21 protein-coding genes are annotated in these 19,535 nt (G+C 67.8%); 11 read left to right on the forward strand and 10 right to left on the reverse strand.

Features of this window, described 5'->3' with window-relative positions:
* Window positions 1–21: 21 nt before the first annotated feature.
* The gene (locus E3T49_RS03410; protein ID WP_134423472.1) at window positions 22–501 is read right to left on the reverse strand and encodes an Lrp/AsnC family transcriptional regulator; all 480 of its coding nucleotides are present in this window, start codon (window positions 499–501) and stop codon (window positions 22–24) included.
* A gap of 154 nt (window positions 502–655) precedes the next feature.
* On the opposite strand from E3T49_RS03410, the gene E3T49_RS03415 reads away from it, so the two are divergent.
* A complete protein-coding gene (locus E3T49_RS03415; protein ID WP_174722377.1) occupies window positions 656–1,840 on the forward strand; it encodes a trans-sulfuration enzyme family protein in 1,185 nt (394 codons plus the stop codon).
* A 65-nt stretch (window positions 1,841–1,905) separates the two neighbouring features.
* Here E3T49_RS03415 and E3T49_RS03420 read toward each other — a convergent pair whose 3' ends face one another.
* On the reverse strand, window positions 1,906–3,720 hold the full coding sequence (locus E3T49_RS03420) for a DEAD/DEAH box helicase (protein ID WP_134423475.1): 1,815 nt from the start codon (window positions 3,718–3,720) through the stop codon (window positions 1,906–1,908).
* Between the two features lie 56 nt (window positions 3,721–3,776).
* On the opposite strand from E3T49_RS03420, the gene E3T49_RS03425 reads away from it, so the two are divergent.
* Window positions 3,777–4,565 (forward strand): SGNH/GDSL hydrolase family protein, encoded by a 789-nt coding sequence (locus E3T49_RS03425; RefSeq protein WP_134423476.1) that lies wholly within the window; start codon window positions 3,777–3,779, stop codon window positions 4,563–4,565.
* A gap of 20 nt (window positions 4,566–4,585) precedes the next feature.
* On the opposite strand, the gene E3T49_RS03430 is transcribed toward E3T49_RS03425, so the two are convergent.
* Complete coding sequence (locus E3T49_RS03430) at window positions 4,586–5,818, reverse strand: D-alanyl-D-alanine carboxypeptidase family protein (RefSeq protein WP_134423477.1); 1,233 nt, start codon at window positions 5,816–5,818, stop codon at window positions 4,586–4,588.
* A 29-nt stretch (window positions 5,819–5,847) separates the two neighbouring features.
* A complete protein-coding gene (locus E3T49_RS03435) occupies window positions 5,848–6,651 on the reverse strand; it encodes a TrmH family RNA methyltransferase (RefSeq protein WP_134423677.1) in 804 nt (267 codons plus the stop codon).
* Between the two features lie 101 nt (window positions 6,652–6,752).
* Between E3T49_RS03435 and E3T49_RS03440 the strand changes: the two genes are divergently transcribed.
* Together E3T49_RS03440 and E3T49_RS03445 are read left to right on the forward strand one after the other, a co-directional pair.
* Window positions 6,753–7,601: a Sir2 family NAD-dependent protein deacetylase gene (locus E3T49_RS03440; protein WP_134423478.1), complete on the forward strand. Its 849-nt coding sequence runs from the start codon at window positions 6,753–6,755 to the stop codon at window positions 7,599–7,601.
* Window positions 7,602–7,648: 47 nt separating this feature from the next.
* Window positions 7,649–8,248 carry a histidine phosphatase family protein gene (locus E3T49_RS03445; protein ID WP_134423479.1) on the forward strand — a complete coding sequence of 200 codons (600 nt, stop codon included), beginning with the start codon at window positions 7,649–7,651 and terminating at the stop codon, window positions 8,246–8,248.
* Here the strand turns inward: E3T49_RS03445 and E3T49_RS03450 are convergent.
* Both E3T49_RS03450 and E3T49_RS03455 read right to left on the reverse strand, forming a co-directional pair.
* A complete protein-coding gene (locus E3T49_RS03450; protein WP_134423481.1) occupies window positions 8,236–9,360 on the reverse strand; it encodes a glycosyltransferase family 4 protein in 1,125 nt (374 codons plus the stop codon). The two genes, E3T49_RS03445 and E3T49_RS03450, sit on opposite strands and share 13 nt — an antisense overlap.
* Window positions 9,357–10,256, reverse strand: coding sequence for an alpha/beta fold hydrolase (locus E3T49_RS03455; protein ID WP_134423482.1), 900 nt, complete (start codon window positions 10,254–10,256; stop codon window positions 9,357–9,359). The genes E3T49_RS03450 and E3T49_RS03455 overlap by 4 nt, the downstream gene beginning before the upstream one ends.
* A gap of 43 nt (window positions 10,257–10,299) precedes the next feature.
* On the opposite strand from E3T49_RS03455, the gene treS reads away from it, so the two are divergent.
* Both treS and E3T49_RS03465 read left to right on the forward strand, forming a co-directional pair.
* Complete coding sequence (gene treS / locus E3T49_RS03460) at window positions 10,300–11,997, forward strand: maltose alpha-D-glucosyltransferase (protein ID WP_134423483.1); 1,698 nt, start codon at window positions 10,300–10,302, stop codon at window positions 11,995–11,997.
* 79 nt (window positions 11,998–12,076) lie between these two features.
* A complete protein-coding gene (locus E3T49_RS03465) occupies window positions 12,077–12,763 on the forward strand; it encodes a 3'-5' exonuclease (protein ID WP_134423484.1) in 687 nt (228 codons plus the stop codon).
* A 99-nt stretch (window positions 12,764–12,862) separates the two neighbouring features.
* Here E3T49_RS03465 and E3T49_RS03470 read toward each other — a convergent pair whose 3' ends face one another.
* The 3 genes from E3T49_RS03470 to glgA all read right to left on the reverse strand — a co-directional run bounded on the left by E3T49_RS03470 (window position 12,863) and on the right by glgA (window position 15,308).
* Complete coding sequence (locus E3T49_RS03470; RefSeq protein WP_134423485.1) at window positions 12,863–13,114, reverse strand: type B 50S ribosomal protein L31; 252 nt, start codon at window positions 13,112–13,114, stop codon at window positions 12,863–12,865.
* A 146-nt stretch (window positions 13,115–13,260) separates the two neighbouring features.
* Window positions 13,261–14,043 carry an ABC transporter ATP-binding protein gene (locus E3T49_RS03475; protein ID WP_134423486.1) on the reverse strand — a complete coding sequence of 261 codons (783 nt, stop codon included), beginning with the start codon at window positions 14,041–14,043 and terminating at the stop codon, window positions 13,261–13,263.
* An 83-nt stretch (window positions 14,044–14,126) separates the two neighbouring features.
* Window positions 14,127–15,308 (reverse strand): glycogen synthase, encoded by a 1,182-nt coding sequence (glgA, locus tag E3T49_RS03480; RefSeq protein ID WP_134423488.1) that lies wholly within the window; start codon window positions 15,306–15,308, stop codon window positions 14,127–14,129.
* Between the two features lie 80 nt (window positions 15,309–15,388).
* On the opposite strand from glgA, the gene glgC reads away from it, so the two are divergent.
* On the forward strand, window positions 15,389–16,633 hold the full coding sequence (glgC, locus tag E3T49_RS03485) for a glucose-1-phosphate adenylyltransferase (protein WP_134423489.1): 1,245 nt from the start codon (window positions 15,389–15,391) through the stop codon (window positions 16,631–16,633).
* A complete protein-coding gene (gene serB / locus E3T49_RS03490) occupies window positions 16,630–17,277 on the forward strand; it encodes a phosphoserine phosphatase SerB (protein ID WP_134423490.1) in 648 nt (215 codons plus the stop codon). Before glgC ends, serB begins: the two co-directional genes overlap by 4 nt.
* On the opposite strand, the gene fabG is transcribed toward serB, so the two are convergent.
* The gene (gene fabG, locus E3T49_RS03495) at window positions 17,274–17,984 is read right to left on the reverse strand and encodes a 3-oxoacyl-ACP reductase FabG (protein WP_134423491.1); all 711 of its coding nucleotides are present in this window, start codon (window positions 17,982–17,984) and stop codon (window positions 17,274–17,276) included. The genes serB and fabG overlap by 4 nt on opposite strands.
* A 129-nt stretch (window positions 17,985–18,113) precedes the next feature.
* Between fabG and E3T49_RS03500 the strand changes: the two genes are divergently transcribed.
* The 3 genes from E3T49_RS03500 to E3T49_RS03510 are packed head-to-tail and all read left to right on the forward strand — an operon-like array spanning window position 18,114 to window position 19,473.
* Window positions 18,114–18,407 (forward strand): DUF3099 domain-containing protein, encoded by a 294-nt coding sequence (locus E3T49_RS03500; protein WP_241972614.1) that lies wholly within the window; start codon window positions 18,114–18,116, stop codon window positions 18,405–18,407.
* A complete protein-coding gene (locus E3T49_RS03505) occupies window positions 18,404–18,637 on the forward strand; it encodes a hypothetical protein (protein ID WP_134423492.1) in 234 nt (77 codons plus the stop codon). The genes E3T49_RS03500 and E3T49_RS03505 overlap by 4 nt, the downstream gene beginning before the upstream one ends.
* The gene (locus tag E3T49_RS03510) at window positions 18,637–19,473 is read left to right on the forward strand and encodes an SURF1 family cytochrome oxidase biogenesis protein (RefSeq protein ID WP_338145415.1); all 837 of its coding nucleotides are present in this window, start codon (window positions 18,637–18,639) and stop codon (window positions 19,471–19,473) included. The genes E3T49_RS03505 and E3T49_RS03510 overlap by 1 nt, the downstream gene beginning before the upstream one ends.
* Window positions 19,474–19,535 lie beyond the last annotated feature (62 nt).

Raw genomic sequence — 19,535 nt, forward strand, 5'->3', positions numbered from 1 at the left:
CTCGTCCCCGACGCCGGCCGCCTACTTGACGAGGTCCTGCCAGCCGTCGCCATCGACATACTCGAAGATGAGGTTCGTCTCGGTGTGGGCGACGGCCGGATGCTCCGCCAGATGCTGGAGAACGAAATCGCGCAGGTCCGAGGCGTCCGCCGCGGCCACGTGCAGCAGGTAGTCATCGGCGCCCGCGGTGTGGAAGAGGCCGATCACCCCCGGCCAGTGCGGCGCCGCCGAGCGGAAGTCATCAATCTGCGCACGGGCGTGCTTGACCAGCCGCACCGAGATCAGCGCCTGCAGGGACGCACCCAGCGCCGCCAGGTCGATGTTCGCGCGGTAGCCGCGGATGTGCCCCAGCTGCTGGAGCCGGCGCAGGCGCAGTGACACGGTGGACTCGGCGACGCCGATCTCCGCGGCCAGTGCGGCACCGGAGGCACGCGCGTTGACGGACAGGGCACGCAGCAGAGCACGGTCGACCCGGTCGATTTCGGCTTTCTTCGGTTCCATCGGCACACTCTTTCTTCCCTGAGCAGCTTATGCGATTCATCCGCCTGTTTTGGAAGGGTCTACACGCCTTCTTGCGCATCGGCACAGATTCTGTTTTCGTCTCTTCATGATGCCAACGATGCCGCTGCTTTCGACCGATGAAACCGCCCCACGGATGCTGACCCCGCACCCGGACACCGTGGCCGTGCACGGGGGAATGCTGGGGGTGACCGCATCCGGATCACATGTGCCCGTGATCGACCTCTCGACCACCAATCCACTTGCGGGTGTCGAATCCGGCGGCGACTCCTATGAGAACCTCGCCACCGGTGGCACGCTGCGGGACGGGGAGTCAGCGGTGTACCAGAGGCTCTGGCAGCCGGGTGTGGCCCGATTCGAGACGGCCCTGTCGGCCCTGGAGGGCACCGAGGGAACCGTTGCCTTCGCGAGTGGGATGGCCGCGCTGACGGCCGTGCTGATCGCATCCGTTGCCGCCGGCACGCCGCATGTGGTGGCGTTGAGACCCCTCTACGGCGGCACCGATCACGTGCTCGCCACCGGTCTGCTCGGCACGACGGTGACCTGGGTCGACGCCGACGGTGTCGCGGCGGCGATCCGACCCGACACCGGGCTGGTGATCCTGGAGTCCCCCGCCAACCCGACCCTGGCCCTGACCGATATCACGGCCGTGGTCGCGGCGGCCGGCCGTGTGCCGGTCCTGGTCGACAACACTTTCGCCACCCCGGTGCTGCAGCGCCCGGTGGAATCGGGCGCCACCCTCGTGCTGCACAGTGCGACCAAGTTCCTCGGCGGCCACGGGGACGTGATGGGCGGCACCGTGTCCGGCCCCGAGAGCTGGCTCGCGCGCCTGCGGCAGGTGCGCGCACTGACCGGCGGCGTCCTGCATCCGTTCGCCGCGTATCTGCTGCACCGGGGGCTGCGCACCCTCCCGGTGCGCGTGCGCGCCCAACAGGCCACCGCGGGTACGATCGCGGATCGCCTGGTCGGGCATCCGGCCCTGACCCGGGTGCTGTATCCCGGTCTGCCCGGCCAGGATCCCCTGGGGCTTCTGGGGCGCCAGGCGAGCGGTGCCGGGTCCATCATCGCCCTCGATCTCGCCGGCGGATTCGACGCGGCCGTGCGGTTCACCGAGGCCTGCTCCCTGATCACCCATGCGGTGTCCCTGGGCGGCGTCGATTCCCTCGTGCAGCATCCGGCGTCGCTCACCCACCGCCCGGTGGAGGCCGCCGCACGCCCGGGGGCGGGAATCGTGCGACTCTCGATCGGTCTCGAACACCCCGACGACCTGCTCGCCGACATCCTCGCCGCTCTCGACGCGGCGCGGCAAACCGGCGCCTGAGTGCCCGTTCCGGTCGAGAGTGACCCGCGCAACGGGCACTCTCGACCGGAACGGGAACTCTCGGGTCAGCTGCGGCCGAGACGGCGGCGGAGCAGGTCGATCCGGTTCTGCAGCTGGGTCACACTGGCCTGTGCCACGGCAGGACCGCCGCATTCGCGGCGGAGCTCGGCGTGCACCATGCCGTGGGGTTCGCCGGCCAGCTTGGACCACATGCCCACGAGGCTGGCCAGCAGGGTGCGCTGCTCCTTCAGTGTGCGGTACAGCGGCGGCGGGTCCTGTGGGGCAACCTCGCCCGTGACGGGATCCTTCCGGCGGTCGGTGGAGCGCTTGGCCTGCCGGTGCTGCCGCTGGCGCAGCAGCTCCGAAACCTGCTCGGGTTCGAGCAGCCCGGGGATGCCGATGAAGTCGAACTCCTCGTCGGTGCCCGGCTCGGCCAGCTCACCGAACTCATCACCGTTGAACATGACCATGTCGAAGGTGGCCTGGGAGTCCAGGGCCTGCCAGGTGAATTCCTCACCGAGGTCGTCCGAGGCCTTCTCCGACTTGTTGGCGTCGGCGACCATGGCGTCTTCGGGGTTGTACATCCCGTCGTCACCGTCGTCGCGGTTGCTGCGGTCGAGGGCGTGGTCGCGCTCGAGCTCGAGCGCATTGGCCAGGCTCAGCAGGCTCGGCACATTGGGCAGGAAGATCGACGCCGTCTCACCCCGGCGCCGCGCGCGCACGAAGCGGCCGATGGCCTGCGCGAAGAAAAGCGGCGTCGAGGCGCTGGTCGCATAGACGCCCACGGCCAGGCGGGGCACGTCGACGCCCTCCGAGACCATCCGCACCGCCACCATCCAGCGTGAGGTGTTGTGCGAGAACTCGTCGATCCGGTCGCTCGACTCCTTCTCGTCGGAGAGCACGACGGTCACCGACTCCCCCGAGATCTCCTGCAGGATGGCCGCGTAGGCGCGCGCCATGGTCTGGTCGGTCGCGATGACGAGCCCACCGGCATCCGGGATGCCGTGCCGCACCTGGGTGAGGCGGGAGTCGGCGGCGCGCAGTACGGCGGGGATCCACTGCCCGGTGGGTTCCAGCGCCGTGCGCCACGCCTGGGAGGTCACGTCCTTGGTGTTGCCCTCACCGAGTTTGGCTTCCATCTCGTCGCCGGCCCGGGTGCGCCACTTCATGTGGCCGGCATAGACCATGAACATGACCGGGCGCACGACGCCGTCTTCGAGGGCACGGCCATACCCGTAGCTGTAGTCGCTCTGGGACAGGCGGATGCCGTGCTCGTCGGGCAGGTAGCTCACGAACGGGATGGGCGAGGTGTCCGAGCGGAACGGGGTGCCGGTGAGCGAGAGCCGGCGGGTGGCCGGTTCGAACGCTTCCCGGATCGCGTCGCCCCAGCTCAGTGCGTCCCCGCCGTGGTGCACCTCGTCGAGGATCACGAGGGTGCGGCTGGACTGCGTGAGCTGACGGTGCAGGGCCGCCCGGCTGGCCACCTGGGCGTAGGTGACGGCGATGCCGTGATAGTGGTTGCCGTAGCGGCCGTTGGCGTTCTTGAAGTTCGGGTCGAGGCGGATGCCCGCGCGCGCGGCGGCATCCGCCCACTGTCGTTTGAGGTGTTCGGTGGGAGCGACCACCGTGATGCTGTCGATCAGGCGGCGGGCCTTCAGCTCGGCGGCGAGCCGCAGGGCGAACGTGGTCTTACCGGCGCCCGGCGTAGCGGCGGCGAGGAAATCACGCGGTTGGTGCACGAAATACGCTTCCAGCGCCTCGGCCTGCCAGGCTCGCAGTTTGCCGGCGGTGCCCCACGCGGCGCGCTCCGGGAACGACGGCGAGAGGTGTTCGGCTGCACTCGTCCCCTGGGCAGGACCGAAAGGGGGTGGAGTATTCACTTCATACGAACTTACCTGCTGCGCGGACGGCTGTGGGCACGGGAGAGAATGGAGGCATGACGACGCCGATGCACCCGTGGTCCCGCTATGTCGCCCTCGGCGATTCCTTCACCGAGGGCCTGGGTGATCCGGAGCCGAGCAGCCCGGGCGGGAACCGGGGCTGGTCCGACCGGGTCGCCGAGGTGCTCAGCCAGGGCACGCCGGACTTCGCGTACGCGAATCTCGCCGTGCGGGGCAAACTGATCGGCCAGATCAGGCAGGAGCAGGTGGGCACGGCGCTCGCGCTGCACCCGGACCTGATCACGTTCTCCGGCGGCGGCAACGACGTCCTCCGTCCGGGGTCCGACCCCGATCTCATCTCCTCCCGAGTCGAAGAGGAGATACGCCGGCTCAGCCGCGACAACGCCACCATCGTGCTGTTCACGGGCGCGGATGTGGGATTCACCCCCATGTTCCGCGGCATCCGGGGCAAGATCGCGATCTATAACGAGAATCTGCGCGCGGTCGCGGCGAAATATGACTGTGTCGTCGCCGACCTCTGGTCGCTGACCGAGATCCAGGATCCCCGCATGTGGTCTGCGGACCGGCTGCACCTGAACGCCCTCGGCCACCACACCGTCGCCCGGATGGTGCTCTCCGTTCTGAACGTGCCCAATACGCTCGAGCCGCACAAGCCCGAACCGCTGCCGGTGCGCACGTTCCGGGAAGCCCGAACCGAGGACATGCAGTGGGCGCGGGAATACCTGCTGCCCTGGGTGCTGCGCCGGATCCGGCACCAGTCGTCCGGTGACCATGTGCTGCCCAAACGCCCCGACGCCGGGCCGTTCAGCCAGCCGCGTCACTGACCCGGGCGGACGCGGGCAGGTCAGCCTGCGGCCAGCTCCCCGGGGTGAGTGAAGCGCCACGCGGGACCCGGGTCGGTCAATTCGCCCTCGAGCACCAGCGGCACGCTCACGGTGGTGCTGCCGACCTGGAAGTCCACGGCGCCGGCCTCGTCGCCGGCCTCGCCCAGGGTGACCGGGCGGGCTGTCGGCACGGCCGTGATGGGCGTGTCAGACCACACCACGGCGGAGGCCGACTCGGCCGCGACGGCCCGGCTGGTCTGCCCCCACTGCGTGCCATAGGACGCGTATGCGGCCCCCTTGTCGGCCAGGGTGACCTCGCGGAAGCCTGGCTCGACGCTGTCCAGCAGGTCCACGATGGATTCGTTCAACTCGGTGTGCGTGTCACCGCCGAGCATGACGCCGACCAGTGTGATGGTCTCGCCACCGACGGTGAACTCGGCCGAGTACAGCAGGCAGGCGCCCGCCTCATCCGTGGTGCCCGTCTTCAGGCCGGTGACCCCGTGGGTGCCGAGCAGCTTGTTGGTGTTGACGACGGTTCCGATACCGGGCAGATCGGATGTCTCCATCTTGACGATCGAGGCCAGCACGGGATTGGCCAGGGCGAGTTCGCCGATCTCGACCAGGTCGTCCGGGCTGCTCACGCTGGCGGGCGACAACCCGCTGGTGTCGGCGACGCTGGTGTCGGCCAGGCCTTTCTCGGCCAGCCAGGAGTCCGCGGCGGCCAGATACGCGTCCATGGACCCGTAGGCCCAGATCGCCAGGGAGATGCTGTAGTTGTTCGCCGAGGGCAGGAGCATGGCCTCGAAGGCCTCCCGCTGGCTGAGCACCAGTCCGGCTGAGACGGGAGCGACCGAGCCGTCTTCGGCGAGCACGTCGTAGTAGATGTCGACGTCGTCCTCGGTGAACGTGATGTCGGGGCCGGGTTCCTTGCCGGTCAGCGGCTTCTCCTCGAGCAGCACGAGGGCGGTCACGATCTTGGTGATGCTGGCGATCGGCATCGGCTCCTGCTCACCGGTGCTTCCGAGCAGATCCGGGTAGCCGACCGCGCCGATGGCACCCGCGCCCGCATCGGGCCAGGTCAGCTCTGCCGCCGGCTGGGTCAGGGCGGCCGGCTGGATCAGCTCGACGGCGGCGGCGGGCGCCGGCGCGAGCCCGGTACCGGCCAGGTAGCCGACCCCACCCAGAGCGATGACGAGGGCGGCCAAGACGGCAACCCGACGGCGGAGGAACGTTTGGCGTCGGGTCAATGGCATCCGACGACTCTACCAAGCCGCCCCAGGGTTCAGACGCGCAGGGCGTACAGCGCGACGGCGCTGGCCGACGCCACATTCAACGAATCGACGCCGTGCAGCATGGGGATCGTCACGACCGTGTCGGCGGCCGCGAGCGCCTGGGTGCTGAGCCCGTCCCCTTCCGCACCGAGGATCAGGGCGAGCCGCTCCGGGGCGCTGCCGGCGAACCGGTCGAGGCTCACGGCGGTGTCGGACAGGGCAAGGGCAGCGAGGTGGAACCCAGCCTCGTGCAGCAGCGGGGCAGCCTCACTCCACTCCGGCAGCCGGGTCCACGGCACCTGCAGCACCGTGCCCATGCTCACCCGCACGCTGCGCCGGTAGAGCGGGTCGGCACAGCGGGGCGTGATCAGCACGGCATCCGCCCCCAGCCCGGCGACGGAACGGAAGATGGCGCCCACGTTGGTGTGGTCGACGATGTCCTCGAGGATGACGATGCGCCGGGCATCGCGGATGATCTCGTGCACCGGAGCCAGGGCAGGGCGGTGCATGGCCGCCAGGGCCCCCCGGTGCAGGTTGTAACCGGTCAGGCGTTCGAGCACGGATGCCGCCCCGACGTACACGGGCACATCCGGCCACTCCGCGAGTAGCGGGATCACATCCGGCAGCCACTGTTCCTGCAGCAGAACGGACCGGGGACGGTGCCCGGCGGCCAGGGCGCGCGTGATCACCTTGCTCGATTCGGCGATGTAGAGGCCGCCGGCCGGTTCGGAGACACGCCGCAACGCCACATCCGTCAATCGGGAGTAATCGGCAAGACCGGGCAGGTCGAGGTTTTCAATGTGGACGATCTGCACAGCGGGGGCGCCTTTCACGGGGAGATACGACCAGCCTGCCAGTTCCGTGTCCAACTCGAAAACTCACGAGTTTAGAATCGGTGTAGACAGGATGGAGCACTATGACCACCGAGACGCTGCCGGTCGCCGCTGCCGCCGCCGCCGCTCTGGACGCCGTGGCCGAATTGCTCCGCGGCCGTCACACCGCGGTTCTGACCGGCGCCGGCCTCAGCACCGATTCCGGCATCCCGGACTACCGCGGCAAGGGAGCCCCGGTGCGCACGCCGATGAACTTCCAGACCTTCATCAGCGATGAGCGGGCCCGCAAGCGTTACTGGGCCGGCAGCCACGTCGGCTGGCACCGGTTCCGCGCGGCGGAGCCCAACCTGGGCCATCGATCCCTTGCCCGGCTCGAGCACAGGGGGTTGATCAGCGGCGTCATCACGCAGAACGTGGACGGTCTGCACACGCGTGCCGGATCCCGGCATGTCGTGGACCTGCACGGCTCCCTGGACCTGGTCCTGTGCCTGGACTGCGGCCAGGCGTTCGGCCGTGACAGCGTCGCCGCCCGCCTCGAAGCCGCCAACCCGGCCCTGGCGACAACGGATGCCGTGCGCACCGCCCCCGACGGAGATGCGGAGGTCTCCGACATCGACGGTTTCACCATCCCGGACTGTTCGGTCTGCGGCGGCATGCTCAAACCGAACGTCGTCTTCTTCGGTGAGCTGGTGCCCACGGTGAAGTTCACCGAGGCCACCGCCCTCGTCTCCGGTGCGGAGGCCCTGATCATCGCCGGCTCATCCCTGTTCGTGAATTCGGGCATCCGCCTGCTGGAACAGGCGCGTCGGCGCAAGTTGCCGATCGTCGTCATCAACCTCGGGGAAACCAAGGGAGACGGCCGGGCGATGATCAAGCTCGAAGCGGGCACGTCCGAGTCGCTGGCCGGGCTGGCCGACCGGCTTGCCGGCTGACCTGCCCGCGCGACCAGACATTTTCCGGTGACAACAGGAACGGCAGAATGACCAGACTTTCGATCGTGCGACACGGGCAGACCGAGTGGAATCTGCACACCCGCATTCAGGGCAGCACCGACATCCCGCTCAACTCGACCGGGCGCGCGCAGGCCGCAGAAACCGGGCTGCGCCTGCAATCCCGCCTCTGGGATGCGATCGTGACGAGCCCGCTCGGCCGGGCGCACGAGACGGCCCGGATCATCGCCGGGGAGCTCGGGTTGCCCAGTCCGTTCGTCATCGACGAACTCACCGAACGCCACCATGGTGAGATCGAGGGCCTCACCTTCGCCGAACGAAAGCTCCGCTTTCCCGACGGCGTCACCGTGCCCGGCCTGGAGACGAGGCAGGAGGTGCTCGACCGAGTGCTGCCGGCGTTCGGGCGCCTGTCCGCCGCCCGCCCCGGCCAGTCGGTGCTCGTGGTCTGCCACGGCGGGGTGATCGGCACCCTGCTCCGGCACTCCACCGCCGGGGAACGCCCCCGCCAGAACGAGCTGATCGCCAACGGCTCGGTGCATGACTTCCTCTGGCGCGACGGTCGGCTGGAACTGACGCACTTCGACGCCACCCTGCGCGGCGTCGCCGAGAACACGCACTACACCGGCTGAGTCGGCACCTCGACGTCGGCGCGGCGGGTCGTTTCGCCGGCCCGGCCCGGGGTGCCGCCCGGCTGCCTGAGCAACGCCAGCAGCCGCGCCGCGGAGTCCCGCCAGGTGAACCGGGCCGCCTCCTCGACGGACGCCGCCGAGCGGGCCGCCCACTCCCCCGCATCGAGCCGACGCACGGCCGCGACCAGCGCGTCAGTGCTCGTGGGCTCGAAGTACAGCGCGGCGCCGCCGCCGATCTCCCGGAAGATGGGGATGTCGCTCACGACGACGGGGGTTCCGAGGCTCATCGCCTCGACGAGGGGGATGCCGAAACCCTCGTCCAGCGACGCCGTGACCAGCGCGGTCGCCGAGCTGAGCACCCGCACGTATTCCTCGTCGGTGACTCCGTTGTGGAAGACGAGCCTCGCCTGGGGTGCCAGCGCGGACAGGCGTTCGCGCTCCTCGTCGCTGACCCGGCTCATCAGGTGGAGCTCGTGATCCGGCAGCTCGGCCGCCGCCCGCACCAGGGTCTCCACGTTTTTGTAGGGCATGAAGGACCCCATGTAGACGAGACGGCCCGTGTCCGGAACACAGCGCGGGGCGGGCGGCGTCGCGAAGGCGTCCGCGGCGTTGTGGATGACCGTGACCGGCCGGCGGGTCAGGCGGTTCTTCTCGATCAGGCCGCGGGTTGTCTCCGAGACCGTCACCACGCCGTCGGCACGGTTCAGCAGCATCCGTTGGGGCCACCAGGACAGGTGGTAGAGCCGCCAGGCGAGGCGCAGCAGGCCGGGCAGGTCCCTCGGCGGGGTGCGGTTGCGGTAGTAGATCAGGTCGTGCACGGTGAGGAGCAGGCGATACCGCCGACCCCAGGAGCCCATCGTCTGCATCGGGGTGAACACGACGTCCGGTCGCAATTGATTGACCTGGCGGGCGATGAACGGTTCCCGGATGCTGGTGGGCGCGCTCACGAGCTGCCAGGGCAGGTCCGGAAGCAGGTCGAGCTGGCGATGATCGCTGATCAGCATGGTCACCGGGTGCAGCTTGCCCAGCTCCGTGACCAGGCCGGCGGTATACCGGCTGATGCCGTCGTGCCGGTCGAACCGGGTGTAGCGGCAGTCGAACACTATTCTCATGGCGTCCCCTCGGCGGACAGGAAGAGACGCAGGGCGTCGGCGGCCTGCGCCGGCACCTCGTAGTGGATCAGGTGGCCCACATCGGGGATGACCTGCAGGGTGGCGGCGGGGAAGAGCTCCCGCAACCGGTGCTGGGCAGCGACCGGAGTGATGTCGTCTTTCTCGGCTGCGATCAGCAGGGTGCGTTGCGGGATGTCGGCGGCGAACTCGCTGACGTCGGCACCCACCGACGCGGTGAAGGCCTCGAGCACGACCCGACGGTCCGCGAACGCGGAGAAGTAGCGGTCGTGCTGGTTGTGGATCCAGCGACGCAACCCGGGGTCAGCCGTTTTCGCCATGGTCACGCTCATCACCCGAACGATGACGCGGTTGCGCAGCAGCGCGAAGCCGAGACGTTCCGGCAGGCGCGCGGCCGCCCAGTAGTAGAACACGGCCAGGCGGGTGAGGATGCCACGCGGTCCGGCCAGGGCGGGCGCGGCGATGGGATTGACCAGCACCACGTCGTCTGCGCGCAGGCCCCCTGCGACACCGGCGGCCACGATGATCGAGCCGAACGAATGCCCGAGCACCACCACCCGCCCGGTCGGTGCCAGCACCGCCACGAACTCCTCGAGCCACCGGGCGTAGCCGTCGATGTTGTGCCGGCTCTCCGTCAGCACCCCGGATGCGCCGAATCCGGGCAGGTCAGGCGAGATCATTCGGAACTCCGGAAGCTGGGCGACCACGGGCTCGAGGCCGTGGTGGTCCCCGCGGAACCCGTGCACCATCACGATCGTGGTGTCGGCGGCCGGATCGCCGTACTCCCAATACCGGGTTACGCTGCCGAGCACCGGGACGTCTCGGACCCTCACGGGGATCCGGGCGAGCAAGGCGTCGTAGGGCGAAGGAACATTCATCAACCCAAGTTTAGGGCGGCTGGTGGCCGCCGGAGGGAACGCCATGAGCTTCACCGCCCCCATCCAGCTCCCCGGGCTCACCCTCGACCCGCGCTGGTATCGACGTTCCGTCTTCTACGAGGTGATGGTGCGCTCGTTCGTCGACAGCAACGGTGACGGCGTGGGCGACCTGGGGGGTCTCATCTCCCGGCTCGACTACCTGCAGTGGCTCGGCATCGACGCCCTCTGGATTCCGCCGTTCTTCACCTCCCCGTTGAGGGACGGCGGCTACGACGTCACCGACTACCGGACCATCCTGCCCGAATTCGGCACCCTCGAAGAGTTCAAGGAACTGATCACCAAGGCGCACGAACGCAATATGCGTCTCATCATCGACCTGCCGCTGAATCACACCTCGGATCAGCACGACTGGTTCCAGCAGTCCAGGGAGCATCCCGACGGCCCCTACGGTGACTACTACGTGTGGAGCGACAGCGACGAGAAGTACCCGGACATCCGCATCATCTTCACCGACACGGAGGACTCGAACTGGGCCTTCGACTCGGTGCGGCGGCAGTTCTTCTTCCACCGGTTCTTCTCGCACCAGCCGGACTTGAACTTCGACAACCCGAAGGTGCACGACTCCATCGTCGAGATCGTGCGGTATTGGCTCGACCTGGGCGTCGACGGGTTCCGGCTCGACGCCGTCCCGTACCTGTACGAGTCGGACGAGGGCAACGGGGAGGGCGAGCCGCCCACGCATGAGTTCGTCCGGAAACTGCGCACGGTCGTGGACCGGGATTACCCCGGCCGGATCCTCATCGCCGAGGCGAACCAGTGGCCGCGCGAGGTGGCGGCCTTTTTCGGGTCCGAATCCGAGCCCGAGTGCCATATGGCGTTTGATTTCCCGGTCATGCCCCGCATCTTCTATTCCCTGCGCTCGCAGCGGGCCGACGAGCTCGTGCGGGTGCTCTCCGAGACGACGGACATCCCCGCGACTGCGGGCTGGGCGGTCTTCCTCCGTAACCACGACGAGCTGACCCTGGAAATGGTGAGCGAGGAGTACCGCCAGGCCATGTACGGCTGGTATGCCTACGACCCGCGGATGCGCGCGAACGTCGGCATCCGGCGGCGACTGGCTCCCCTGCTGGATAATTCGCGAGCGGAGATGGAACTCGCCCACGCCCTTCTGTTCGCACTTCCCGGCAGCCCGTTCCTGTACTACGGCGACGAGATCGGCATGGGTGACAACATCTGGCTGCCCGACCGGGATAGTTCGCGCACCCCCATGCAGTGGACGCCGGACCGTAACGCCGGTTTCTCGGCGGCGGACCCCGGGAAACTGTTCTTACCGGTCGTGCAGTCGCTGGTCTACAACTACACGCAGACGAACGTGGAATCGAATCTGGCGCAGTCCAGTTCGCTCCTGCACTGGATACGCAACGTCATCCACGTGCGCAAGAACCATCCGGTCTTCGGGCTCGGCGCCCTCCGAGTGGTCAAGACGAACCACGAGTCAGTGCTGGCTTTCACGCGAGAGTACGCCGGGTCGGGCACGAGTTTCGGGGATCAGCCCGAGACGCTCCTCTGTGTCTTCAGCTTCTCGCACAACCCGATCGCCGTGCGGATCGAGGACACCGACCTGGCGGGACTGCGCCTGTACGACATCTTCGGCGGCTCCGTGTTCCCCGGCTTCGACGCGGAGGGAAGCGTGACCCTGACCCTGGGAGCGCAGAGTTTCTACTGGCTGCACTGCGGCTGACCCCGGGCCCGTTTCCGGATTCGGCCCCACGGACGCGCGGGCGCCCGTGGATGACGGTGGTCGGCCCTAGGCTTTGCCCATGAGTAATTGGAGTGACACCCTCGCCGTTTTCGACCTCGAGACGACCGGCATCGACGTGGAGACGAGCCGCATCGTGTCGGCCACCGTCGCCATCATCGATGTGGCCGGAGAAGTGCTCGAACGTGTCGACTGGTTGCTGGACCCAGGGATCGACATCCCGGTCCAGGCCACGAACGTGCACGGAATCACGACCGAGTACGCCGTGCAGAACGGCCGGATCGCTGCGGACGGGGTCTCCGAGATCGTGGCCACCATCCGGGAGCACCTCGCTCGCGGGCTTCCCCTGGTGGCGTACAACGCGCCCTACGACCTCACACTGCTCAACCGCGAGTCGATTCGCCACGGAGTCGCCCCGCTCGACGCACCGTCACCGGTGGTCGACCCGTTGGTGATCGACAAGGCCGTCGATCGCTACCGCAAGGGAAAACGCACCCTCGAGGTGACCAGCGCGTTCTACGGCGTCACCCTGGACGACGCCCACGACTCCGGCGCGGACGCGATCGCCGCCGGGCGTGTCGCGCAGGCCATCGCCCGGGCGCACGTGAAGGCGCTGCCGCTCACCGTCGGTGAACTGCACGTGCTGCAGGCACAGTGGGCTCTGCAACAGGCGGAGAGCTTCCAGGCGTACATGCGCCGCGAACGCGACCCGGAATTCATCGCGGCCGGCGGCTGGCCCGAGCGCTGAACCGGCGCCCGGCGGCCCGCTGGGCGCACAAACGCGGGAAGGGCGACCGGCCGAAGCCGATCGCCCTTCCCGTTTCGTGCTCGGGCTGCTGAAGCGGTGTTACTTGCCGAAGCCCTTGTAGCGCGAGTTGAACTTCTCAACGCGTCCGGCGGAGTCCATGATGCGCTGCTTGCCGGTGTAGAACGGGTGCGACTCGGACGAGATTTCAACGTCGATGACCGGGTAGGTCGTTCCGTCGGTCCACTCGATGGTCTTGGCGCTGCCGACCGTCGAACGGGTAAGGAACGTCGCACCCGACGCGAGGTCGCGGAAAACCACGGGAGCGTACGTGGGGTGAATGTCAGACTTCATGAGACTTCCTTATTGCTGTTCGATTGGTGAGTTGCGCTTCGCTGAGCGATTTCAGACTCGCCAGGGGCGGCAGAAAAAATGCGCGGTCCTAGGACCGACTGTCAAGTTTAGCAGAATCCGGTGGCGATGGCAGCCATCCGGTTCGGTCAGGCTGCGCGGGCGCTGAATCGGCCGTCGGTCTCGCGCAGCTCGATCGGGAGCCCGAAAGCCTCGGTCAGGGCCTCCGCGGTCAGTGCCTCCGCCAGAGGCCCGGCGCTGACGATGCGACCGCCGGACAGCAGCAGCACGTGGGTGAAGCCGAGCGGGATTTCCTCCACGTGGTGGGTGACCATGATGATGGCCGGGGATGCCGGCTCGCTGGCGTAGCCACCGAGGAGCTGCAGCAGCTCCTCTCGGGCGCCGAGGTCGAGGCTGGCAGCCGGTTCGTCCAGCAGCAGCACCTCGGGATCGGTCATGATCGACCGGGCGATCTGCACACGCTTCTGCTCACCGTCGCTGAGGGTGCCGAACTTGCGGTCGGCCAGAGCGTCGAGTTTCCACTCCCCCAGCACCCGCTGGGCGCGGCGCTCGTCGATGGTCTCGTACTCTTCCGTCCAGCGTCCGGTGACGGAGTACGCGGCCGTCATGACCACGTCGATAACCTTCTCGTTCGCGGGGACACGGCGGGCCATCGCCGTGGAGGCGAAGCCGATGCGCGGCCGGAGTTCGAACAGATCGGTGCGGCCGATCGGTTCATCGAGAACGACGGCGCTGCCCTTGGACGGGTGGATCAGTGCGGCCGCGATCTGCAGCAGGGTGGTCTTGCCGGCCCCGTTCGGGCCGAGGATCACCCATCGCTGGTCGTCATCAACGCTCCAGTTCACTGAGTCGAGGATGGTTGTGCCATCCCGGACGACGGAAACGTCGGTGAAGTGGAGAACGTTGACCATGTAGCCATGCTATCTGCCGTCGCGGTTGGCAGAAACGCGTGCGGGGTGCCGCGCGCGTCGCGCCGGCACCCCGCTGACCGGAGTCAGAGCAGCGAGGCGTAGATCTCGCGGGTGCGGGTCGCGATCTGAGTCCAGCTGAACATCTGCTCCGCCCGAACCCGGCCGGCGCGGCCCATCTCGGCCGCCTGCGCGGGGTCGGCGAGCACCTCGATCAGGGTTCGGGACAGGTCCGCCACGAAGAGGTCGGGGTCGAGGGGAGTCCCGGTTCCGTCCGTGGCCTGGTCGATGGGAACGAGCCGGCCGGTCACGCCGTCGGCCACCACTTCGGGAATGCCGCCGGTTGCCGTTCCGACCACCGGCAGCCCACAGGCCATGGCCTCCAGGTTGACGATTCCGAGGGGTTCGTAGACCGACGGGCAAACGAAGACCGTGCCGGCGGTCAGCACAGCGGCCAGGTCGTGTTGCGACAGCAGCCGGTCGATCCAGACCACGCCGGAGCGCTCCTTCTGCAGGGCCTCCACGCCGGCTGTGACCTCGGCCAGGATCCCGGGGGTGTCCGGCGCCCCGGCACACAGCACCAGCTGTACTTCCGGCGGAAGCAGGGCGGCGGCGCGGAGCAGGTAGGGCAGGCCTTTTTGCCGCGTGATGCGTCCCACGAAGACCACTGCGGGCCGGTCGGGGTCGATTCCCAGTGCCCGCACGGTGTCCAGGTCGTCGGTGGGCTTCCACCGCTCGAGATCGATGCCGTTGTAAACGACGTGCACCCGGGACGGGTCGAGCGCCGGGTAACTGCGCAGGATGTCGCGGCGCATGCCGCCGCTGACGGCGATGACGGCATCCGCTGCTTCGAACGCCGTGCGCTCGATCCAGCTGGACACGCGGTAGCCGCCGCCGAGCTGCTCGGCCTTCCAGGGGCGCAACGGCTCCAGACTGTGCGCCGTCACGACATGCGGGATCCCGTGCAGGAGCTGAGCGAGGTGTCCGGCGCCGTTGGCGTACCAGGTGTGCGAGTGCACGATGTCGGCTCCCTGCACGTCCTGGGCCATCTGGAGGTCGACTCCGAGGGTCGCCAGTGTCGCGTTCGCGTCGGCCAGCTGCACGGGCACCTCGTACGCATAGGTGTCGGGTGCGTCACGGGGTGCGCCGAAGCACCGCACGGACACGTCGATATCGGTTCGAAGAGCCTTCACCAGCTCCGCCACATGCACGCCGGCCCCGCCGTAAATTTCCGGGGGGTATTCCTTGGTCAACAGATCCACTCGCATGAGGCAAAGCTAGCGCAGGCTGGCCCCGGACACGCCCAATCCTGCTAGATCCACGTGACGATTGGCCCTACTGTAAAGACATGCAGTCAAAGAAGATCTTCGGAATCGTGCTCGCCGGCGGAGAAGGAAAGCGGCTCATGCCGCTGACGGAGGACCGTGCTAAACCCGCAGTGCCATTCGGTGGCCATTACCGGCTGATCGATTTCGCGTTATCGAATCTGATCAATTCCGGGCTCACCCAGATAGTGGTGCTCACCCAGTACAAGTCGCACAGCCTCGACCGTCACGTCTCCCAGACGTGGCACGTATCCGGCGGCCTGTTCAACTCTTATATCGCATCGGTCCCTGCGCAGCAGCGTCTCGGCAAGCGCTGGTTCAGCGGTTCTGCCGACGCCATTCTGCAGAGCCTCAACCTGATCCATGACGAGAAGCCCGACATCGTCGTCGTCGTCGGAGCCGACCACGTGTACCGGATGGACTTCAGCCAGATGATCCAGGCGCACATCGCCTCCGGAGCCGCCGCGACGGTCGCGGCCATCCGTCAGCCGATCGGTCTGGCCGACCAGTTCGGCGTCATCGAAGTCGACGCGGCGACACCCGACCGCATCCGCGATTTCCGCGAGAAGCCGAAGGACGCCGTCGGCCTTGCCGACGCGCCGCACGAGGTCTTCGCCTCCATGGGCAACTACGTGTTCAACACGGAAGCCCTGATCGAGGCAGTCCTGCGAGACGGCGAACGTCCCGATTCGAGCCACGACATGGGTGGCGACATCATTCCCGACTTCGTATCCCGCGGCGAGGCCGGCGTCTACGACCTGAAGCTCAACGATGTCCCGGGCTCCACGGACCGCGACCGGGACTACTGGCGCGACGTGGGTACCATCGATTCGTTCTTCGAGGCGCACCAGGACCTGATCAGCGCGCTCCCGGTGTTCAACCTCTACAACCAGAAGTGGCCGATCTTCAGCCAGCAGCTCAACTCGCCGCCGGCGAAGTTCGTGCGCGACGGCCGCGGCTTCCTCGGGACCATGATCGATTCGATCGTCTCCCTCGGTTGCGTCATCTCCGGCGCCCACATCGAGCGCAGCGTTCTCGGCCCGTGGGCCGCGATCGATTCCGGCGCCCAGGTGGTCGACTCGATCGTCTTCGACCGAGTGCAGATCAAGCCGGGGGCGACCGTGCGCCGGGCGATCCTGGACAAGGACGTTGTAGTGGCTGCCGGGGCCGAGGTCGGCGTCGATCGCGAACACGACCTGGCCCGCGGCTTCAGCGTGACCGATTCCGGCATCACCGTCGTCGGCAAGGGAGTACACGTCCACCCGTGACCGCTCCCGCTCGTTTCCTCGTCGTCCTGGACGCCGATTCCACTCTGATCGAAGACGAGGTCATCGAACTCCTCGCGGCGGCGGCCGGGTCACTCGACCTGGTCGCCGCCGTGACCGAGCAGGCCATGCGCGGTGATATCGATTTCGCCCAGAGCCTGCGGCTGCGGGTCGGGACCCTGGCCGGGTTGCCCGTGACCGTGTTCGAGGAGGTCGTGCGGCGTGTCCGCCCCACCCTGGGGGCCCGGGACCTGATCGACGGCCTGCATGCCCAGGGCAGCCGCGTCGGCGTCGTCTCTGGCGGGTTCCACGAGGTGCTCGATTCCATTGCGACCGACCTCGGCGTCGATCACTGGCGGGCGAACCGGCTCGAGGTGATCGACGGCCATCTCACCGGAGGACTGGTCGGCCCCATCATCGACGCCGCGGCCAAGGCCGTCGCGCTCCAGGAATGGGCCGAACTGGACGGCATCCGACTCCCCCAGACGGTGGCGGTCGGTGACGGCGCGAACGACCTGCAGATGATGGGGGTGGCGGGCCTCGGCGTTGCCTTCAACGCCAAGCCCATCGTGAGGGCGCAGGCGGACCTGGCGGTCGACACCCGCGACCTCAGCCAGGTCCTGCCCCTGCTCGGCCTGCGCGGCTAGTGCCCCATCCCGAGGCCGCCGTCAACGGGGATGACCGCACCTGAGATGTAGGCGGCATCGTCACCGGCCAGCCAGGTGACCACTCGTGCCACCTCACCAGGCGTCGCGAAACGCCCGGCCGGGATGTTGCGCTTGTAGTCGGCCTGCTGCGTCTCGGACAGCTTCGCGGTCATATCCGTTTCGATGAACCCGGGCGCGACGACATTGGCCGTGATCCCCCGGGCACCGAGTTCGCGGGTCACGGAGCGGGCAAGGCCGACCAGTCCGCTCTTGGAGGCGGAGTAGTTGACCTGACCGGCGGACCCATAGAGCCCGACCACGCTGGAAATCAGCACGATGCGCCCGAACCGGGCTTTCAACATCGCCTTGGACGCGCGCTTGACGACGCGGAACGCGCCGCTCAGGTTGGTGTCGACGACCGAGGTGAAATCATCGTCGCTCATGCGCATCAGCAGCATGTCACGGGTGATGCCCGCGTTCGCGACGACGACCTCGACCGGGCCGAGGGCAGCCTCGATCTCCGTGAACGCCGCGTCGATCGACGCGGCGTCGGTCACGTCGGCGCGCACGGTCAGGCTGCCGTCCGGACCTGCACCGGACCGGGCCGTGACTGCGACCCGGTGCCCCTGCCTGATGAACTCCTCAGCGATCGAGAATCCGATGCCGCGGTTGCCCCCGGTGACAAGGACGGTTCTGCCAGTCGTCATGCTGGGTCCAATCTCTTTTTCTCAGCGAACGAACACCGTACGCACGTATATTCCAGTTTAGGCCGTCTGCGTTTGACCCTGACGAGACGTAGAATTCAGAGGGAAAAAGTTCCCCGATTGACCGAATCGATGACCCCCATGAAACAGCAGTCGATCACCTCTTTGCCACCCTCGCCCGAGGTTGAGCGCCATGCCCGCATGGTTAAGTACCTGATCGCCATGGGAATCCGGATGGTTTGCATAGTGCTGATGCTCTTCGTGCAGGGCTGGTGGCTTCTCGTCTGCGCCATCGGTGCGATCGCCCTTCCCTATTTCGCCGTTGTCTTCGCGAATGTGCAGGGCGGCGCGGCCGCCTCCACGGTCATCCGTCCGGGTGCGGTGCAGGTGTACCGCCGGCCGAACCACACTGAGAGCGGCACGTGATCGGCCTGGGCGCCGAGCTCGAAACGACCAACTGCTCTCGCGCCGGCTGCCGCGAGAGCGCCGGCTGGCGGTTGGACTGGCGCAATCCGCGCATCCACTCGGCCGACCGGGTGAAGACCTGGCTGGCCTGTGACGAACACGTCGACTTCCTGCGCGACTTCCTCACCACCCGGGATTTCCCGCTCACCGTGACGGCGCTTCGTGCGACCTCGGAAACGGGGTCGGCGTGATGGGCTGGAAATTCGCCTTCAGCCGGCGCTGGGCGGGCTACCTCGCGCTGACGATCCTCTTCGCTGCCGTGTGTTCCGGCCTCGGACTCTGGCAGCTCTCACGGCGCGCTGAGGCGCTCACGGAAATGAACAAGGTCGAGACCAATTACGCCGCCGACCCGATTCCCCTGGCAGACGCGCTGACCGGCCTTGAGTCCTTCTCCGAGTCCCAGAAGTGGCAGCCCGTCGTCATGACCGGAACCTACCTGCGAGACGACGAGTTGATCGTGCGCAACCGACCACTGCAGATCAACCCGGGTTTCGAGGTGCTCACTCCCCTGCTGCTCAACGACGGTTCGGTGTTCATCGTCAATCGGGGCTGGCTGCCCACCGGTGAGACGGCGGACGCCCCGACCTCGGTGCCGGTCGCACCATCCGGGGAAGTCACCGTCGTCGCCCGGCTCAAAGCGGGCGAGCCGCTCCTTGCCGGGCGTTCCGCCACCGGCAACCAGATCGCCACCATCAACCTGGAGGACGTTGCCGGCCGACTGGACCTCCCGACCTACACGGGCGCCTACGGCCTGATGGCGAGCGAGGACCCAGCCCCGGACGAACGGCCCGTCGCCGTCACCCGGCCGGTCAAGGACGAGGGCCCCCACCTGTCGTACGCCTTCCAATGGTTCGTGTTCGCCGTGATGGGATTCGTCGGCCTGGGCTGGGCGATGAGACAGGAATACCGCACCGTGAACTTCGACGATCCGGGTGAGCGCATCCGCTCCGCGGAGCGGGCTCGGCGCCAGGCGGCCAAGCCGCGCAGCGACTCGGAGATCGAAGACGCCCTCATCGACAGTCGCTGATCGAGAACCGGTGAACGCCGGGAGACATACGAACGCCCGGGCCTGCTGGCCCGGGCGTTCGT

This window comes from Cryobacterium cryoconiti (assembly GCF_004403065.1).
GTDB classification, from domain to species: Bacteria; Actinomycetota; Actinomycetes; order Actinomycetales; family Microbacteriaceae; genus Cryobacterium; species Cryobacterium cryoconiti.

Excerpts from the sequence above, each read along its gene's own strand:
- E3T49_RS03410 (WP_134423472.1), bottom strand. The coding sequence starts at position 501 with ATGGAACCGAAGAAAGCCGAAATCGACCGGGTCGACCGTGCTCTGCTG.
- E3T49_RS03415 (WP_174722377.1), top strand. The coding sequence starts at position 656 with ATGCTGACCCCGCACCCGGACACCGTGGCCGTGCACGGGGGAATGCTG.
- E3T49_RS03425 (WP_134423476.1), top strand. The coding sequence starts at position 3,777 with ATGACGACGCCGATGCACCCGTGGTCCCGCTATGTCGCCCTCGGCGAT.
- E3T49_RS03430 (WP_134423477.1), bottom strand. The coding sequence starts at position 5,818 with ATGCCATTGACCCGACGCCAAACGTTCCTCCGCCGTCGGGTTGCCGTC.
- E3T49_RS03440 (WP_134423478.1), top strand. The coding sequence starts at position 6,753 with ATGACCACCGAGACGCTGCCGGTCGCCGCTGCCGCCGCCGCCGCTCTG.
- E3T49_RS03445 (WP_134423479.1), top strand. The coding sequence starts at position 7,649 with ATGACCAGACTTTCGATCGTGCGACACGGGCAGACCGAGTGGAATCTG.
- E3T49_RS03450 (WP_134423481.1), bottom strand. The coding sequence starts at position 9,360 with ATGAGAATAGTGTTCGACTGCCGCTACACCCGGTTCGACCGGCACGAC.
- E3T49_RS03455 (WP_134423482.1), bottom strand. The coding sequence starts at position 10,256 with ATGAATGTTCCTTCGCCCTACGACGCCTTGCTCGCCCGGATCCCCGTG.
- treS (WP_134423483.1), top strand. The coding sequence starts at position 10,300 with ATGAGCTTCACCGCCCCCATCCAGCTCCCCGGGCTCACCCTCGACCCG.
- E3T49_RS03465 (WP_134423484.1), top strand. The coding sequence starts at position 12,077 with ATGAGTAATTGGAGTGACACCCTCGCCGTTTTCGACCTCGAGACGACC.
- E3T49_RS03470 (WP_134423485.1), bottom strand. The coding sequence starts at position 13,114 with ATGAAGTCTGACATTCACCCCACGTACGCTCCCGTGGTTTTCCGCGAC.
- E3T49_RS03475 (WP_134423486.1), bottom strand. The coding sequence starts at position 14,043 with ATGGTCAACGTTCTCCACTTCACCGACGTTTCCGTCGTCCGGGATGGC.
- glgA (WP_134423488.1), bottom strand. The coding sequence starts at position 15,308 with ATGCGAGTGGATCTGTTGACCAAGGAATACCCCCCGGAAATTTACGGC.
- glgC (WP_134423489.1), top strand. The coding sequence starts at position 15,389 with ATGCAGTCAAAGAAGATCTTCGGAATCGTGCTCGCCGGCGGAGAAGGA.
- fabG (WP_134423491.1), bottom strand. The coding sequence starts at position 17,984 with ATGACGACTGGCAGAACCGTCCTTGTCACCGGGGGCAACCGCGGCATC.
- E3T49_RS03500 (WP_241972614.1), top strand. The coding sequence starts at position 18,114 with ATGACCCCCATGAAACAGCAGTCGATCACCTCTTTGCCACCCTCGCCC.
- E3T49_RS03510 (WP_338145415.1), top strand. The coding sequence starts at position 18,637 with ATGGGCTGGAAATTCGCCTTCAGCCGGCGCTGGGCGGGCTACCTCGCG.